This is a genomic window from Reticulibacter mediterranei (genome assembly GCF_016587455.1).
This window is the reverse complement of the sequence record NZ_BNJK01000001.1, coordinates 6,805,060-6,819,314: the sequence shown is the minus strand read 5'-3', so window position 1 is coordinate 6,819,314 and position 14,255 is coordinate 6,805,060. Positions and strand designations below refer to the sequence as shown.

Annotated in this window: 18 protein-coding genes; 11 read left to right on the top strand and 7 right to left on the bottom strand. The window is 53.8% G+C overall.

Translation table 11 applies throughout. The features are described 5' to 3' along the window. Positions 1–25: 25 nt before the first annotated feature. Positions 26–1,012, bottom strand: coding sequence for a hypothetical protein (locus tag K3T83_RS29515; RefSeq protein WP_220206505.1), 987 nt, complete (start codon positions 1,010–1,012; stop codon positions 26–28). Positions 1,013–1,380: 368 nt separating this feature from the next. Here K3T83_RS29515 and K3T83_RS29510 point away from each other — a divergent pair, with 368 nt between their 5' ends. Both K3T83_RS29510 and K3T83_RS29505 read left to right on the top strand, forming a co-directional pair. Next, positions 1,381–3,330: a protein kinase domain-containing protein gene (locus K3T83_RS29510; protein WP_220206504.1), complete on the top strand. Its 1,950-nt coding sequence runs from the start codon at positions 1,381–1,383 to the stop codon at positions 3,328–3,330. A gap of 158 nt (positions 3,331–3,488) precedes the next feature. Beyond that, positions 3,489–3,803, top strand: coding sequence for a DUF7007 domain-containing protein (locus tag K3T83_RS29505; protein WP_220206503.1), 315 nt, complete (start codon positions 3,489–3,491; stop codon positions 3,801–3,803). A gap of 37 nt (positions 3,804–3,840) precedes the next feature. On the opposite strand, the gene K3T83_RS29500 is transcribed toward K3T83_RS29505, so the two are convergent. Then, the gene (locus K3T83_RS29500; protein WP_220206502.1) at positions 3,841–5,091 is read right to left on the bottom strand and encodes a PD-(D/E)XK nuclease family protein; all 1,251 of its coding nucleotides are present in this window, start codon (positions 5,089–5,091) and stop codon (positions 3,841–3,843) included. A gap of 541 nt (positions 5,092–5,632) precedes the next feature. Between K3T83_RS29500 and K3T83_RS29495 the strand changes: the two genes are divergently transcribed. Together K3T83_RS29495 and K3T83_RS29490 are read left to right on the top strand one after the other, a co-directional pair. Beyond that, positions 5,633–6,280, top strand: coding sequence for a DsbA family oxidoreductase (locus K3T83_RS29495; RefSeq protein WP_220206501.1), 648 nt, complete (start codon positions 5,633–5,635; stop codon positions 6,278–6,280). 283 nt (positions 6,281–6,563) lie between these two features. Then, positions 6,564–6,779 carry a hypothetical protein gene (locus K3T83_RS29490; protein WP_220206500.1) on the top strand — a complete coding sequence of 72 codons (216 nt, stop codon included), beginning with the start codon at positions 6,564–6,566 and terminating at the stop codon, positions 6,777–6,779. On the opposite strand, the gene K3T83_RS29485 is transcribed toward K3T83_RS29490, so the two are convergent. Next, positions 6,776–7,108 (bottom strand): hypothetical protein, encoded by a 333-nt coding sequence (locus K3T83_RS29485; RefSeq protein WP_220206499.1) that lies wholly within the window; start codon positions 7,106–7,108, stop codon positions 6,776–6,778. The genes K3T83_RS29490 and K3T83_RS29485 overlap by 4 nt on opposite strands. 59 nt (positions 7,109–7,167) lie before the next feature. Here K3T83_RS29485 and K3T83_RS29480 point away from each other — a divergent pair, with 59 nt between their 5' ends. The 3 genes from K3T83_RS29480 to K3T83_RS29470 are packed head-to-tail and all read left to right on the top strand — an operon-like array spanning position 7,168 to position 8,610. Continuing rightward, entirely contained in the window at positions 7,168–7,800 is a 633-nt protein-coding gene (locus tag K3T83_RS29480; protein ID WP_220206498.1) for a hypothetical protein, read from the top strand. Between the two features lie 43 nt (positions 7,801–7,843). Beyond that, positions 7,844–8,245, top strand: a complete 402-nt coding sequence (locus tag K3T83_RS29475) for a nitroreductase/quinone reductase family protein (RefSeq protein WP_220206497.1) — start codon at positions 7,844–7,846, stop codon at positions 8,243–8,245. A 53-nt stretch (positions 8,246–8,298) separates the two neighbouring features. Further along, positions 8,299–8,610, top strand: a complete 312-nt coding sequence (locus K3T83_RS29470) for a hypothetical protein (protein WP_220206496.1) — start codon at positions 8,299–8,301, stop codon at positions 8,608–8,610. Between the two features lie 57 nt (positions 8,611–8,667). Here the strand turns inward: K3T83_RS29470 and K3T83_RS29465 are convergent, their stop codons facing one another. Both K3T83_RS29465 and K3T83_RS29460 read right to left on the bottom strand, forming a co-directional pair. Next, positions 8,668–8,820, bottom strand: a complete 153-nt coding sequence (locus K3T83_RS29465; protein WP_220206495.1) for a transposase — start codon at positions 8,818–8,820, stop codon at positions 8,668–8,670. Between the two features lie 501 nt (positions 8,821–9,321). After that, positions 9,322–9,909 (bottom strand): TetR/AcrR family transcriptional regulator, encoded by a 588-nt coding sequence (locus tag K3T83_RS29460; RefSeq protein ID WP_220206494.1) that lies wholly within the window; start codon positions 9,907–9,909, stop codon positions 9,322–9,324. 164 nt (positions 9,910–10,073) lie between these two features. Here K3T83_RS29460 and K3T83_RS29455 point away from each other — a divergent pair, with 164 nt between their 5' ends. Together K3T83_RS29455 and K3T83_RS29450 are read left to right on the top strand one after the other, a co-directional pair. Further along, on the top strand, positions 10,074–10,901 hold the full coding sequence (locus K3T83_RS29455) for an SDR family oxidoreductase (protein WP_220206493.1): 828 nt from the start codon (positions 10,074–10,076) through the stop codon (positions 10,899–10,901). Between the two features lie 93 nt (positions 10,902–10,994). Next, positions 10,995–11,909, top strand: a complete 915-nt coding sequence (locus K3T83_RS29450; protein ID WP_220206492.1) for an NADP-dependent oxidoreductase — start codon at positions 10,995–10,997, stop codon at positions 11,907–11,909. 194 nt (positions 11,910–12,103) lie between these two features. Here K3T83_RS29450 and K3T83_RS29445 read toward each other — a convergent pair whose 3' ends face one another. After that, positions 12,104–12,277 (bottom strand): hypothetical protein, encoded by a 174-nt coding sequence (locus K3T83_RS29445; RefSeq protein WP_220206491.1) that lies wholly within the window; start codon positions 12,275–12,277, stop codon positions 12,104–12,106. A gap of 357 nt (positions 12,278–12,634) precedes the next feature. On the opposite strand from K3T83_RS29445, the gene K3T83_RS29440 reads away from it, so the two are divergent. Next, on the top strand, positions 12,635–13,114 hold the full coding sequence (locus K3T83_RS29440) for an anthrone oxygenase family protein (protein WP_220206490.1): 480 nt from the start codon (positions 12,635–12,637) through the stop codon (positions 13,112–13,114). Between the two features lie 202 nt (positions 13,115–13,316). Here the strand turns inward: K3T83_RS29440 and K3T83_RS29435 are convergent, their stop codons facing one another. Further along, positions 13,317–13,742: a nitroreductase/quinone reductase family protein gene (locus tag K3T83_RS29435; RefSeq protein WP_220206489.1), complete on the bottom strand. Its 426-nt coding sequence runs from the start codon at positions 13,740–13,742 to the stop codon at positions 13,317–13,319. A 13-nt stretch (positions 13,743–13,755) separates the two neighbouring features. On the opposite strand from K3T83_RS29435, the gene K3T83_RS29430 reads away from it, so the two are divergent. Next, positions 13,756–14,217 (top strand): hypothetical protein, encoded by a 462-nt coding sequence (locus K3T83_RS29430; protein WP_220206488.1) that lies wholly within the window; start codon positions 13,756–13,758, stop codon positions 14,215–14,217. The last annotated feature ends 38 nt before the right edge of the window (positions 14,218–14,255 follow it).

Below are 14,255 nucleotides of genomic sequence, written 5' to 3'. Positions count from 1 at the left end.
CGAGGAGATAAAGTTATTACCGTTATCAATGTCCCATCAAGAAGAGGCCGCGCGCCATCGCCTCTCCAGCGAGAGAGCAGACCACAACAAGGTAAAGCATGCCCGTCGCAGATTGGAAGGAACGATCTCGCACCAGCTTCCAGGCCAATCCACCCAGGACCAGGGGCATCACAAAGCTCACCAGGATACGTATCCAGCCAATCGCGTTCGTACTCAGTGGCGTCACCACCGGGGCGCCTTTGGGCTTCACCTGCGCGCCCTGCGGTGTCGTAGCTGTAGCGGTTGGAGCAGCCGCAGAGACCGAACTGGGGGCGGCGGGCTGATCGACAAATGAGGTGCCAGGACCAATCAGGAAGGAAAAGATAAGCTGAGCAAAGACGGCCACCAGCACTATCGTTGTAGCAAACAGGAGCGGCCTCTCCGAGAGGGCAGGCGTGACCAGATACCAGTGTCCAAGCCACATCGCGGTCATCACCCCACCAAGAGCAAACGCCGCAGCAAAGAAGCTGGCAACAGTAAAGACTCCCCCGAAGATGGTTGAAGCGAGCGGACGGAAGATCATCGCCAGCACAAACAGCGTCACGAGGCCAGCGACGACTGTTGCAACGCCGCTAACCAGGCGCAAGAGCCGTACCACCGAAACCCGCGCAACCTTCTCACCCTGCGCCACCGCCTTCTCACGCTCGACCTTCCCATCGATACCAGCACTTTTATCGAGCAAAAGAAACAGGGTATAGGGGATCATGAGCAGGAAAAAGAGCAAAAGAGGCAGCGATTGTGCGCCGGTCCAGGCTTTATCCAGTGGAGCAAACGAATCGAGCAAGCTCTGTGTCGCAAAATTTTGCTGGAACAGATAGGTCAATCCTGTCAGGAATAAATAGATGAAGGCATAGGAGACGAGGAAACCGCGCTTGACTTCATTGCGCCAGTCGAGAAAGACTAGAACGCACATAGAGCCAATCGAGACCTCCACCATCAATATGTAGAGAACCAGAGGTAGCGTTTGTAGCATGATATCTTGCTTATCCTTTAATTACTTCTATCATTGCAAGCTGGGACGGAAGGATACTAGCGAAACCCTTTCCACAACCACGTCAGATTATACATCTAGCAAAGAGATGTAACAACATTGAGATACGTGCAAAATATTCATTCCGCCTGTCCCTGATAGACCAACTATTTCCGGTAAAATGCACAACAACAAAACAGCCATCAGAACGTATAGAAGATAGAAAACAATCTTCACCGTCACACTATCGGGGGAGCTGGTGAAGAATTATACAATATTGACAAAATGTTCCATATTGCCATACACTGTAGCACAAGCCCTAGCAACAAAAGCAAATGGGACATATTTATCTGCACGTAGAGAGAGATGCCATGCCACGCTGTCCTAACCCTCGTTGTCAATTGGACTACCCATCTGGAACAATGCAATGCACCAATCCCTTTTGCCAATGCCTGTTGCCAGAGGCGGTGGTTGCGGGGCGATACCGCGTCGAAACCCTGATTGGTATGGGAGGCATGGGGGCCGTCTATCGAGCCAGCGATACCTTTGAAATGAAACAGGTCGCGTTAAAAGTGCTGGCTCTTGTACACAGCATTATGGATACCGAGATAGCGGTGGAGCGCTTCCGACGCGAGGCGCGCTATGCCCATCAGTTGCGCCACCCCAACATCGTGCCGGTCATCAATTTTGGTCAGGACGGCAATCTTCTCTATCTCGAAATGCCGCTTGTAACAGGTGGAACGCTGAAAGAGCTGCTCAAAGCTGAGCATCCTTTACCCACATTGCAAGCATTGAACTATGTCAAAGATATGGCCGCTGCCATCGATGCTGTCCATGCTCACCCACAACAGATCGTCCATCGCGATATCAAGCCCTCCAATCTGCTCATTCATCAGGACGATGGCAGGCTGGTGCTGGCCGATTTTGGCATTGCACGAGCAATGCAACAGGAAAAGGCGCTCACCCAGCGTGGTTGGTCGCTTGGTACAGAGCATTACATTGCTCCAGAGCAAGAGCAAGGCAACGCCCAACCATCAAGCGATATCTATGCAATGGGGGTGGTTGTCTATCAAATGTTCACTGGACTGCTGCCCTTTCAGGCGGTAATTCGCAGCCACGCCGCCGAATTGCCGATGCCCAGCAGCCTCAACCATGCACTGCCACCCTCCGTAGACCCGGTAGTCATGTGCGCAATGGATATCGAGCCAGAAAATCGCTTTGAAACTGCTGGAGCCTTCGCCGAAGCGCTTGAGAACGCATTAAAAACGGAATCGCTCTATTCGGCCCCCACAGTTACCAGCACCCGCGTTGCCACCAGCAGCGCCAACATCATTGTTCGCATGATGACCCCGGAAAACCCATGCACCAAATGTGGTCGGGAGAATCGCAGCAGCTCGCGCTTCTGTCGCCACTGTGGACATAGCCTCGACGAAACAGCCCCGGTTATCGGCGATATCGGGCAGATCGGCTATGTCAGTGATCGCGGTCGCAAGGCCGTCACGAATGAGGATATGTTGCTGATAGTGCAGGGACTTTGTATCAATCTTGAGCCACCACCACGCCCCTTTGCCCTTTTCGCCGTTGCCGATGGTCTGCTCGGTCCCCAGGGGAAAGTAGCGGGAGGACACGAGGCCAGCCGTCTCGCGGTAGAAACGGTTGCCGATGTGGTGGTTCCTCTGCTCTCCGGCAATCAGCGTTCACATTCGCTGCAAACCCCTGGCAACGCCACCCCTGGCAGGCAACGGCTATCAGGCAACTCTTCCAGCAGAGCGCTTCGCACACCTCCGCCAACGGAGGCCGTATTAGGGCAATGGTTGCGCGATGGTGTACGACAGGCCAATCAAGTTATCTACCACTGCAACGCCGACTACGACGCGACAATGGGCAGCACGTTAACAACCGCACTGATGTATAAAAACCATCTCTACGTTGCCAGCGTGGGCGATAGCAGAGCGTATCAATTCAGATCGGGCCTGGGATTGCGTTGTCTCACACGCGACCATACACTGGCGGCAAACCTTGTCGAAGCGAACCTGCTCGATCCTGATGAGCTCTACGATAGCGCTAAACGAGACCAGCATTATCGCTATCTGGGACACGACTATCATGTCACCGTAGACCTCTTCCAATGTGAGGTTGAGCCAGGAGATTTTATCTTGTTATGTACTGATGGTCTCTGGCATATGGTGCGTGACGAGCGTCAGGAAGCGATTATAGCGCGTGGTGGCGATCCACAAAATATTGCTCGTGCACTTGTCGATGCGGCCAACAACTCCGGCGGCTTGGGGAATGTCAGCGCTATCGTGATACGGGTACAATAACATACTCTCACGACGAAGACTCTTTCAACACGCTCTGATTTCTGTGACAAAAAGAGTTCCCAGTATTGAAACCAATATGTTACACTACATTCTATACCTTCACGCACGGGGCCATATTACAGGCGTTCTATTGCTGTGGAAGAAAGCAGGATAAGCTTATGAGCGGGAAGATGCAGACGCCCTGGGGAACATCTCAGATGACACAACAACTTGAGAATGGCGTGTTCTGGGTGGAAACAGCTACACATGGCGGTCTCCTCATCGAAAACGCACAAGCAAAAACTATGCTGAGCGAGAAAGCCCTGGAAATAGGTCAATCCTGGCACGATTTCATCGCCTTTGAACAAGAACACGACATGATGGTCGTCTTCTACGAGCATCCCGAATGGTATCCCTGGGTTGAAGAAGAACTGACAGAAAAGCTAGCAGAGGACAGCCTTCGCCAACATCACCCCCAATACTTTGGCCCATAATACCTATCCATCAACCGCCAGATCCACGAACAGTAATCTAGGTCGAAGCGTCCAACTTCTTCCAACTAACCAGATCCTTGAAGACGAGAAAAGCCTCTTTAGCAAGCTCATAGCATTTTTCAGCCGAAATTGCCTCATAGCCAACCTGCACAATACGCTGCGGCACCTCTGCGAGAAGTGTCGTTTTGCTACATTCATGGTCGGGCACCTGCAAGGCGTAGCCACTTTTCATAGCCCAGTTGAGATAAAAAATGCAATTCGTTAATGCAAGCAATGCTCTAGACTGATCGGCAAACATCAGCTGATACTGACAACCATCCTGGAGATTATATAGGATCAGATCGAGATTCTGATCCAGGGACATTGGTACGTCCTCGCCTCTCCCCTTGACCAACTGCACATACTCCAACAGATCCCAGCGCGTTTGAAAAGCCATCCAATAAATCGCCAGCTGCAATGCATGCGCCATCCCAGGCTGTAGTAGCCCATCAGAGACATCATCTGTGTCGCCATCTTCTAGGGCCAGATCCAGCGTATCCCAGATCTTCTTCTTCCCCAATCCCGTCTTAAACTCTATAATAGCTGGCGTACCTCCAGGAGCTAGCTCGCTCCCAACATTTCTCAAACGAATCTGATCAAACTCTCCAACAATAGCGACCTCGCCTCCCCAATCATTATGACCAGCAAATGTCTTGCTTGTTGAAAGCAACTTGAACTGAAAGCGCTCAGATATGGCAAAGACTTTTGCCCCGCTCAGCACAAGCTCTTGTTGGTAGCGCAAAAGCGGCTCAATGACCGATCTCTGCAATGTGTTTTTATATGCACTTAGCTCATCAAAAAAGATCGCCAATTTGAGCTTTTCCGCTAATTGCAGTGCTTTTAGCACATCAGACCTCAAAAAGTCTGCCAATGCGTCGGGACATGCGAGTAAGGTACTGCGTTGTTCCTCCGCCAAAGGTCCACGATTATCATGAAGAAGATTGATGATCTGATGCAACAGTGTACCAACAAGGCGTGGGTCAGGCTGACGCCCGCCAAAGAGTGCAGTCTGATGAATGTTGGTAAAATGCCTTGGTTCTTTCTTTCGTCTAGCGGGCTTCTGGTCAAGCGCACAACCGGGACACTCAAGATAAGAAACCAGACGGGAGAAACTGACTGGTTTTAGGGGAAATGCATTACGAACATGTTGTATTTTAAAAAGATTTGCGTAATTCAAATGAACGTAGTACGGCATTGATCGCGTCGCCGCCTCAGAGGAATGCAAAAGGTGTAGCGTACTTATCAGCATGCCTCATTCCTTATCCGGGGAAGCTCCACAGCACAAATCTCTCTCTGGATAATAAAGAGATTGAGCTTTATCGAAGCTCTATTTGAGTGTGTTTGATGCCACAACCTCAAGAGGTTTTCGCCTTCACTTTTTTTGCTCATAATTGAGTAGGCGTCATGCTCGCTTTACCACGATAGCATTATGAAATATACAGATGCAAATCCTATCTCATATTGCTATAAGCTCTCCTATTTCAACTATACCTTTATTCTCATCATTTGTCAACCCTTTTCATAGTGTTACAAAATATTTCACAAACATTTATCAAAACATTGCCTCCTGGAATAGTGGTTCTCATTATTAACAAATAATATACCAATCATTAGTGTTTGTATAACCAGGCAATCAGGAAATTTCTAGCATGGGCATTATTGTTATCAATGTCGAGAGTATCTATTGCCTTTGATCGATGGCCCCTCTCAGGAAAAAGCTACGAATGCGTTTTTTCAGGCCATTCGATGCTGACAAGTTTTTACCTTATCTTTAAGAAAGCGAGAATTTCATGAAGGTTGAGATCTGGTCGGATGTTGCCTGCCCCTGGTGCTATATTGGCAAACGACGTATCGAAACAGCGCTGGATCAGTTTGAGCAGCGAGATCAAGTTGAGATTATCTGGCGCAGCTATCAGCTTGATCCACAGGCTCCCCGCGTCTCCGATAAGACGGTCAACGCAATCCTGGCCCAAAAATACGGCATGAGCGAGCAGCAAGCGGCAGATGCCAATCAACGCGTCAGCTCATTAGCCGCCGCAGAGGGGCTAGAATATCATATGGAACATGCACGTTATGGCAACTCCTTTGATGCTCATCGCCTGATCCATCTGGCCGCCACCCATCATCTTCAGAGCGAAATGGAAGAGCGCTTCTTCAAAGCATACTTTACGGAAGGGTTAGCGCTTGGCGAGACTGAGACGCTAGTAAAGCTTGCCACAGGAATTGGATTGGATGAGGATGAAGTTCGCGGCGTGCTTGCCAGCGATACCTATGCCAGTGAGGTGCGAGCAGACATTCAGCGGGCAAGAATGTTTGGCATTCAAGGCGTGCCATTCTTTGCCATCGACGAAAAATACGGCGTTTCAGGAGCGCAACCCGCCGAGGTTCTCAAAGAGGTACTTGAACGGGCCTGGTCTTCCTCCTCTAAATCCCATTGAATAAGAGCGGCCATGTCCTCTACCGTTTCCGAGAGCAACCAAAGCGCGTATAGCGGGGCTTTGCCTTTGGCGGTATTGCGGCTGGCAGCGTTGATGTACGCCAGTGTGGTTTCATAGTCCCTGAGCAGATAATGTCCATCCAGTTTGGGGAAAAGGTCACGGTAGCATGCGCTCGGATGTAAATCCTCGTTCAAGTAGAGTTTCCTTTTTATACCCATGGCGCTCGCCACCTGCTGTAGAGTCTGCCAACTCCGGTCAGGCATGCGCTTTAAGAGCTCTAGTCGTGGCGAGCAAGGATAATGCTGCCAGAGAAAATCCTTTTCCTCGTCGCAGAGCTTTCCCCCGCGTCCCGGCACTGCTTTCCAGAGGTACGCCACGTCCAAGCGCGGGCATACGGCATCCAGCCGGTCACAATGGACAGACGTATCCAGTGGGGCAAAATCACTTCGACTTCTATCCGGTTGACGAGAAGGCTGAAGGCCCTCTGCCTCTGGGCTAAGTCAAAGGTAGGCCATACTGCTTCAAAATCGCCCAGTAAGCGGTGTAATCGATTGATGTCTTCCGTGCTGTCCACCATACCAAGCTTTTCTTTCTTGGCTTCAAGCACCCCTGGCGCTCCATCAAATCGCGCTTTTCCTCCTCCAACAGGTCGTACATGGGATCGTCCACGCTGGTTCGCATGCGCTTCTTGGCGTTTTCCACCAGTTGGTTTTGGATACCCTCCATCTGCTGAGGAATGCTGATAAAATCCTCGGATCGCTGGTGATAGACCTGCTCCAGCGTCGTCCTGACCCGGTTTTTCATGTCGATGTCGGCCCGCTCCAGCACCAGCAGCCGCTCGATGACGATGGCATCGACCAGCCGCGCCCGAACAAGGGCGTCTGCGTTTGCCGCCCTCGGCTTCCCACAGAGCGGCGGCAGGAGAGCCGCGCATCAAAGCCTGCATCGCCAATACGCTGGTGGTAGACTGCGGAGAAGCGGCCAGGGCCGGGCTCAAGGGCCTGCACAATGCCCAGATGATCGACCTTCTGTTCAGCATCCTGATGCGGCTGAGTCCTGCGGCTCGCTGGTGGTTCCAGCATTCCCAATGGACGTTGGGCATTCGCAAGCCGCATGAGTGGCCCGACGCCTACACGTCCTTCACACTGAAAGGGCTGGAGTCCCATTTCAGAAACCCTAGGCTCTTCTTGTTCAGCGAGGATGACATTGTGGATGCTGCCGCCTCGACCTCCACCATTGTGGTCGGTCTGCTGGATTTCATCTTGTCGCTACCGTGCGAACGTTCTGTCCACCTGTTTCAGAGGCGTGAAGGGGCTTCGAGCCATTGTCAGATGGGCGGCTTGAGCTATGCCCATGCGGTCATCTTTCGCTGGCTGGATCAGACCATCTGTGGAAAAGTGTGCCATGTTCCATCCGATCCAACCGCCCAGCAGGCATTCGTCGAGATTTTCAAGAAGTACGGGGGAGAAAAAGGCGCGAAAAAAGCGCAAGAGGTGCTCCAGCATGCTCGGCTCATCTGACGATGTGGTGAATCTCTATCTTCACTGAGGAGCGTTCGAGTGCGTGCTCGCTGACGAAGACCAGGAGCAGATTGACCAGCTCCGTGCCAACCATGGAACGATCGTTGAGGGCTTGTTCCAGGGAACACCGATCCTCTTATTGATCACTATCGGGGCGCGCAGTGGCAAGACGCGCGTCAATACGCGCGAGGGCGACCGATACATCGTCGCAGCCTCCAAGCTTGGGGCACCTGAGTATCCAGCCTGGTATCACAACCTGATTGCTAACCCGGTCGTGACTGTTGAGGTCGGACCAGAGCGCTGCCAGGCCAGAGCGTCAGTCGCGCAAGGAAGTGAACGAGATCAGTTGTTCGATGCGCACACGACCTTCTGGCCCAACATCGCTGAGTACCAGCGCCACACGACACACGTCATCCCGGTCGTGATCCTGGATCGAGTCTGCTGACGCCTCAGCGTTTCTCAACGTCTGAGGGAAAGAGCAAAAGGGGATGAAGAGTAATGATCATCACACACATTCAGTACACGGTACGAGCCGAGTACGCGGCAGAGAATCAACAGTACGTGCGTCAAATTCTGGAGGCCCTGCGAGCCTTAGATCAGACAGAGATCAGATCGAGCATCTTTGTCAAAGAGGACGGAAAGACATTTCTCCACTTCCTTTTCTGCGAGCATGAAGAAGCGGAACAGACGTTTTTCCAGCACGAATCGCTCCAAGCATGGAGAGCGGCGCTGGTCGAAAGTTCTCCTGAAGTGAAGCTTCCCGTACCGACCAGATTGAGCGTCGTGGGTTCGACTACAAACCTGCTCTGAGGATGAAAGACTCTCTATGTCAAGCATTTTTAGAGCCAATGTGCCGAGGAAGAGAAATCATTGAGTAAGGCGAGGTGCCAGCGAGAGCTGCAAACTGTTGGCGCTCTCATAGCGGTCCCTGTCGTCACCCAGTTCTGCCAACAGACGAGGAGCGAGACGTACTCCAGCTCCCGGCAGAGACAGGAAAAGCTCGCTGTCGGCATGGCTCAAAAAAAGGCGCTTGATCTCGTTATCATATTCCTTGATTTGTTTGAGTTGACGTTTAAACTAAAATAAACTCAGCAATCCTCTCTCAAGGATTGCCAAGGTGGAGGAATGCATCCAAATAGTACAGTGGGTGCGCATCAGCACACCTTTTGAGCGAAACTGATAACATCAGCGCGAAACAGGGAAATTGGCTCTGGAGAATCGAGAGTAGGAGCCCCAGAGACGAATTGTTTCGCACTATTTGGGGAAATGGATGAGGGCAGCGCAGGGGACATCTTGTGGTTCCAACAGGTGCTGGACGTTTCCCAACTATTCCCATCTCCTTTGCGGTCTGTGTCAGCTTCGCTGGTACTGGGCCTTCATGCCTGCTGAGAGAACGTTACCATGTTGGCCCTCCCCCCAAGATTGCCTTGAACTTCCCAGCGAAGCCGGTGCGCATGCTCAACTGGCGTATGCCGTTGGAAAGCAGGATCGACTCCTGGCCGAGAGGTGACACACCATCTTTCAATCCCGACTCGGCTTTGTTCTGATTCCGGCGATGACGAGATCGAGCATGCGGTTGGCCCCATCAGGGTCGGATGCATGCTCATTCACCAGGGCGATTCCGTAGACGAGTCGGATCACGTCGAGCATATGGACATCCGGGCGGATCTCTCCTGCGACCTGGGCGCGCTGCAAGAGGACTGCTCCCGCCTCGTGCATCGCTTTGTTCGCCTCATAGATTCTCGTTCCCGGAACATGTTTGGCAGCCATGATGACTGCTCCCATGCTCCGCCCGAAAGCCGCGAAGTCCATTTGGAGACGAAGCCAGCTCATCAAGGCGTCGAAAGGGACCGGAGCGCTGGCGAGTGCTTCAGCACGCGCCCTCAATTCATTGGTCTCATCCAGGAACACAGCCTCAAGGAGATCCTGACGCGTGGGGAAGTGGCGATACAGCGTACCGATGGCGACCCCAGCCGATTTGGCAATGTCCTCCAGGACGATGTCAGTGCCACGCTCCGAAACCGCGACTCGCGCCGTGTTCAGCAGGCTGGCGTAGTTGCGCTGGGCATCAGCTCGCATAGGGCGGCTGGCTGGTGCTGGCTCGTACATTTCATGTTCCTCCATTCTCCTGGAGATACTGGTCCTTGACAAAGTGAGGGTCCCTCCGTTATTATATGAGAGGGAAACCTGAGGGCCCCTCCGTTTATTATAAGGAGGGACCCTCATTTTATCACAGTCACGATTCATTTTCCAGGGAGAAGGAGAACTTTCCTATGCGTGTTTTTGTCACAGGAGCAACAGGCTACATCGGTTCCGCCGTCGTCCGGGAGCTCATTGGTGCTGGCCATACCGTTGTCGGCCTTACCCGTTCAGACAAGGGTGTCGAGGCCTTGAAGGAAGTTGGGGCCGAGGTGCAGCGCGGTATCCTTAACGACCTCGACACCCTGCGCGCCGCTGCGGCGGCGGTGGACGGCGTTATTCACCTAGCGTTTGAGCACAACCTCTCGGACTTCGCGGCCTCGCTCACCACTGATCTGCGCGCCGTCGAGGCGATGGGGACGGCGCTCGCAGGCACAGGTAAGCCATTCGTGATCACTGCGCACCTGGGCGGGGAGGCATCGGAGAACGCGCTGCTCGCCCTGGCGGGAGTGCGATCAGTGGTCGTCTCTCTCTCCCCATCTGTACACGACGAGGATGACAGGCACGGCTTCGTACCGAGACTGATCAACATCGCACGCGCGAAGGGCGTCTCGGCCTATATCGGCGACGGGTCCAACCGCTGGCCCGCCGTTCATCGCCTCGACGCGGCGCACCTGTACCGCCTGGCCCTGGAAAGCGCCCCGGCGGGGTCACGGCTTAACGGAGTCGGCGACGAGGGTGTCCCCTTCCACGACATTGCCGGGGTCATCGGTCGCAATCTGAACCTGCCAGTGGTCAGCATTGCCCGCGAAGAGGCAGAGGCTCACTTCGGCTCTTTTCTGGGCAACGTGGTGGCAAGCGACTTCCCGAGGTCGAGTGCCCAGACCCAGGAACTCCTGGGATGGCGGCCTGTGCATCCGGGATTGCTCGCGGACATCGAACAGCACTATGTCAACAACTGAGATAAGGCTCAGGACCACTCTTTATGGCAACAGGTCATGAGGAGAAACGGACCTGGAGATTCAGAAACAGTTCTCAAGAAATCGAGGGAAAGCATGAAAGCAATCGTTCTCCACGAGTACGGCCCTGCGTCAAATCTCGCCTATGAAGATATCGCAGACCCCAGACCCTCCGAAGGCTCGGTGCTCGTGCGCGTCGCGGCCACCAGCATCAACCCTGCTGATTGGCGGGTACGCTCTGGCGCAGTCAAGGACTTCATTCCCATAGCGTTCCCCTACATCCCCGGCCTCGACCTCGCTGGCACCGTTGTCGAGGTGGGCGAGGGCGTCACCGGTTTCGAGCCTGGCGGCCGCGTCATGGCTGTGGCTCGACATACCTACGCCGAACTCTGTACCGTCAAAGCCACCGACCTCGTCAAGATTCCCGATGGCCTGGAGATGACCACCGCTGCCGCGCTTCCACTGGTCAACGTCACGGGTGATGCGATGATACGGCTTGGTGCCAAGGTCCAACCCGGTCAGACCGTCCTCATCACCGGGGCTTTAGGTGGCGTCGGTCGCTCAGCGGTCTTCGCAGCATCGCAGATCGGAGCTCGCATCATTGCTGGCGTTCGTGGCAAGCGACTGGACGCTGCTCGACACCTTCCCGGAGTGAGCGAGGCCATCGCCATCGATGATGATGCAGAGATTGAGAAACTCGGTCCTCTCGACTGCGTCGCCGACACCGTCGGTGGGGAGCGCGCCGGCCGGCTCCTTGCCAGGGTCAAGGAAGGTGGCACGTTTGGTTGTTTCCCAACGCAAAACCCGCGAAACGCTGCGCTGCATCCTACTATTCAGATCAATATTGTTATCGCGCCAGTCAACTCCGCAACGATCTTGCACTATGCAGAGGCAGTACGCGATGGCAAGTTGACGATCCCAGTCGAGCGTATCATGCCGCTCGCTGATGCCGCCGAAGCACAGGCAATCGCCGAAAAGGGTGGTACTGCCAAGATTATCCTCACTGCCTGAACACGCGCGATCAGGAGTGCCCGCGACCGCCACGGTTTTCATCACCGTGGCGGTCGCGGGCCGTGATCTCTTCAATTGCCACGGTTCGTTCGGTGTCTCACTGGCCTGTCCTTTACCATAATAGCCACCACCTGATATCTGCTGCTCCACAGAATGCCCATAGTGTAAAGGGAAGGAGCCGTTGTTGTCTAGATTTAGGGCATTGCAGCCAGTTGTAGCTCGGCGACAGTAGTTGACTCTAGTGCTAGTAGCTGGTGCGAAATGGACCCTTTCGATCCGCCCCACAAGCCAATCGCCTTTCGGAAAATTTGACCGAGTGATTCGATCCACTTCTCAGGCCGTTTGATCTCGTTAAGCTTATATGCCATAAGACCGCTCTCCAGGCTGATTTAGGCATTTCGCACCGCATACTAGTGCTATTAGACACTGCGCTAGATGCCAACACCGCTCATTAGGAAAGAAGCAGTTACCTATCTTCAACAGTGCAAGCATATACTCAGAAGAACTGCTCTCACATTCCTGTGCACTCTCACCTCTTTGCTGCTTCCTCGATGGTTCAGTATCGTCACGACGCCCATATTCGTGTACGAGAAGAGTGCAGTTGGAGAGGGAGCGTTTTTTTGTTCAAACAGGATATCCATGAAGCTGGAGATCATTTCAGGCCACCCAGACCACAGATGATCACTAGCAGGGAGATTGAGCAGAGGAAAGGAGAGAACAGACGTATGGTTGTGAACATAGTGCGCTTCGTTAGTATGACCTGTGCGGCCCTGGCCTTTGGACTGACGTTCGCACACGATCTGGAAATCCCTGGCAAAGAGCAGTTGAGTGGGGCTGAGTGGTGGAGGGTACAACAGACGTTCTACGGAGGCTTCGCCGTGGTAGGTGGAGGAGCTGAAGTACTCGGCTTGATTTCGAGTGGGCTGCTCGCGTATCTGCTGCGCAAGCGGCGGACAGCCCTCATCCTGGCATTGGTGGCCATAGTGAGTTTTGCCGGGATGCTTGCTGTGTTTGCCTTCGGCAACAACCCACTCAACCAGCAAGTGGCATCCTGGAAGCCGGAGAGCTTGCCTGTTACATGGAGCGAGGTTCGCACTGCCTGGGACCGCTTTCATGCCGCCAGTTCTGTCTTGGCAGCGCTCGCCCTGACCTCATTACTCATCGCCATGCTGCGGGTGACGTCACCATCGCTAGCGGAAAGGTGAAATCATGTGAACCTCTCCTCCTGGCTCTTTCTGGTCGATTTCGCCCTGGTCTTCTTTGCGCTGGGCGCGACCTTTATTGAAGGCTTTGTCAACTAGCGCACCTGATACCTGGTCGGAGTGGCGGAATTCAGAGCGTATCACTGGGCAGTCGGTCCACGCATCCCTGTTTTCCTGGTCGCTCCCCACAGTCTGACATTGGTGTTCACCTTCCTTCTGCTGCGGTGGCGTCCAGGGCCGATCCCACTCTGGAGCGTCTGGCTCTCGCTGGAGCTGGATCAGGAACGGTGCTCATCACCCGGAAGACTGGCAGTGTCGGAGCAACTTTTTCAAATTCCGCAAGAGGTGCATCCTTGTTCACGGGGACATGGGGCCGCGCTCCTGGTGCCCGCTGCAGATACGCCTTCAAGATGGGAGCGCGCCTTGAGGCTGCAACCTCTTCCAGGTGGACCTCCTCACGCCTGCCGCTGTGGAGGACCGCTCTTCCACTGGCTGCCCGCACGTTCTGAACCCAATTGACGTTCTCTCCCAGCATTGACACCAGATACCTCTCTCCATCGACGACCGCCACGACTACTGGCAACGAGACGGTCCGCCCGGATTTTCGTCCGGCCACTTCCAGGGTGACCACGAAGTTGGAGGAGATGCCCCAAGAGGCGATCGTGGCCCAGACCCGATTGGCTATCTTCGCAATCCAGTTGGGGTGCTGCCCAGAATACAACCATCTCTTGCTCCAGTATAACCATGTATGGAAGTTGCTGCGAGTCATCTCAGTCCTTTCTCTTTTCAAGCACTTGATTGCGGTTTCAGAACCCACGCCCATTGCAGAAGAGTTCTTCAAAGAAACTGTATCTCATGCCCGTCACATCCGCATCACGAAACTCACCCTTGTCTCTCAAACGCAACACAAGCTCTTGCTTGTGATCGCCGACTGTGCAGGCGTCCCTCGTGGGACGAAGCGTGAGACGATGCTGGCAACAAAGCGTCGCCCAGAGGCGAAAACGGGTGGCTTTCGGGACGAAATAGTTACCGCGGGAGAGAACGCTGCGACCTTATTCAGAGTTGGCTTTCAATCCTCTCGCCGCATCATCATCTTGGAAGCATAACGATGGCTTGGTCGTGTGGTGAACGTGGCATGCGTTTC

What these genes read in the sequence shown, in the direction of transcription:
- K3T83_RS29455 (WP_220206493.1), top strand. Translation starts at nt 10,074, where the DNA reads ATGCGTGTTTTTGTCACAGGAGCAACAGGCTACATCGGTTCCGCCGTC.
- K3T83_RS29505 (WP_220206503.1), top strand. Translation starts at nt 3,489, where the DNA reads ATGAGCGGGAAGATGCAGACGCCCTGGGGAACATCTCAGATGACACAA.
- K3T83_RS29500 (WP_220206502.1), bottom strand. Translation starts at nt 5,091, where the DNA reads ATGCTGATAAGTACGCTACACCTTTTGCATTCCTCTGAGGCGGCGACG.
- K3T83_RS29450 (WP_220206492.1), top strand. Translation starts at nt 10,995, where the DNA reads ATGAAAGCAATCGTTCTCCACGAGTACGGCCCTGCGTCAAATCTCGCC.
- K3T83_RS29460 (WP_220206494.1), bottom strand. Translation starts at nt 9,909, where the DNA reads ATGTACGAGCCAGCACCAGCCAGCCGCCCTATGCGAGCTGATGCCCAG.
- K3T83_RS29470 (WP_220206496.1), top strand. Translation starts at nt 8,299, where the DNA reads ATGATCATCACACACATTCAGTACACGGTACGAGCCGAGTACGCGGCA.
- K3T83_RS29495 (WP_220206501.1), top strand. Translation starts at nt 5,633, where the DNA reads ATGAAGGTTGAGATCTGGTCGGATGTTGCCTGCCCCTGGTGCTATATT.
- K3T83_RS29440 (WP_220206490.1), top strand. Translation starts at nt 12,635, where the DNA reads ATGGTTGTGAACATAGTGCGCTTCGTTAGTATGACCTGTGCGGCCCTG.
- K3T83_RS29445 (WP_220206491.1), bottom strand. Translation starts at nt 12,277, where the DNA reads ATGGCATATAAGCTTAACGAGATCAAACGGCCTGAGAAGTGGATCGAA.
- K3T83_RS29515 (WP_220206505.1), bottom strand. Translation starts at nt 1,012, where the DNA reads ATGCTACAAACGCTACCTCTGGTTCTCTACATATTGATGGTGGAGGTC.
- K3T83_RS29430 (WP_220206488.1), top strand. Translation starts at nt 13,756, where the DNA reads ATGCCCCAAGAGGCGATCGTGGCCCAGACCCGATTGGCTATCTTCGCA.
- K3T83_RS29510 (WP_220206504.1), top strand. Translation starts at nt 1,381, where the DNA reads ATGCCACGCTGTCCTAACCCTCGTTGTCAATTGGACTACCCATCTGGA.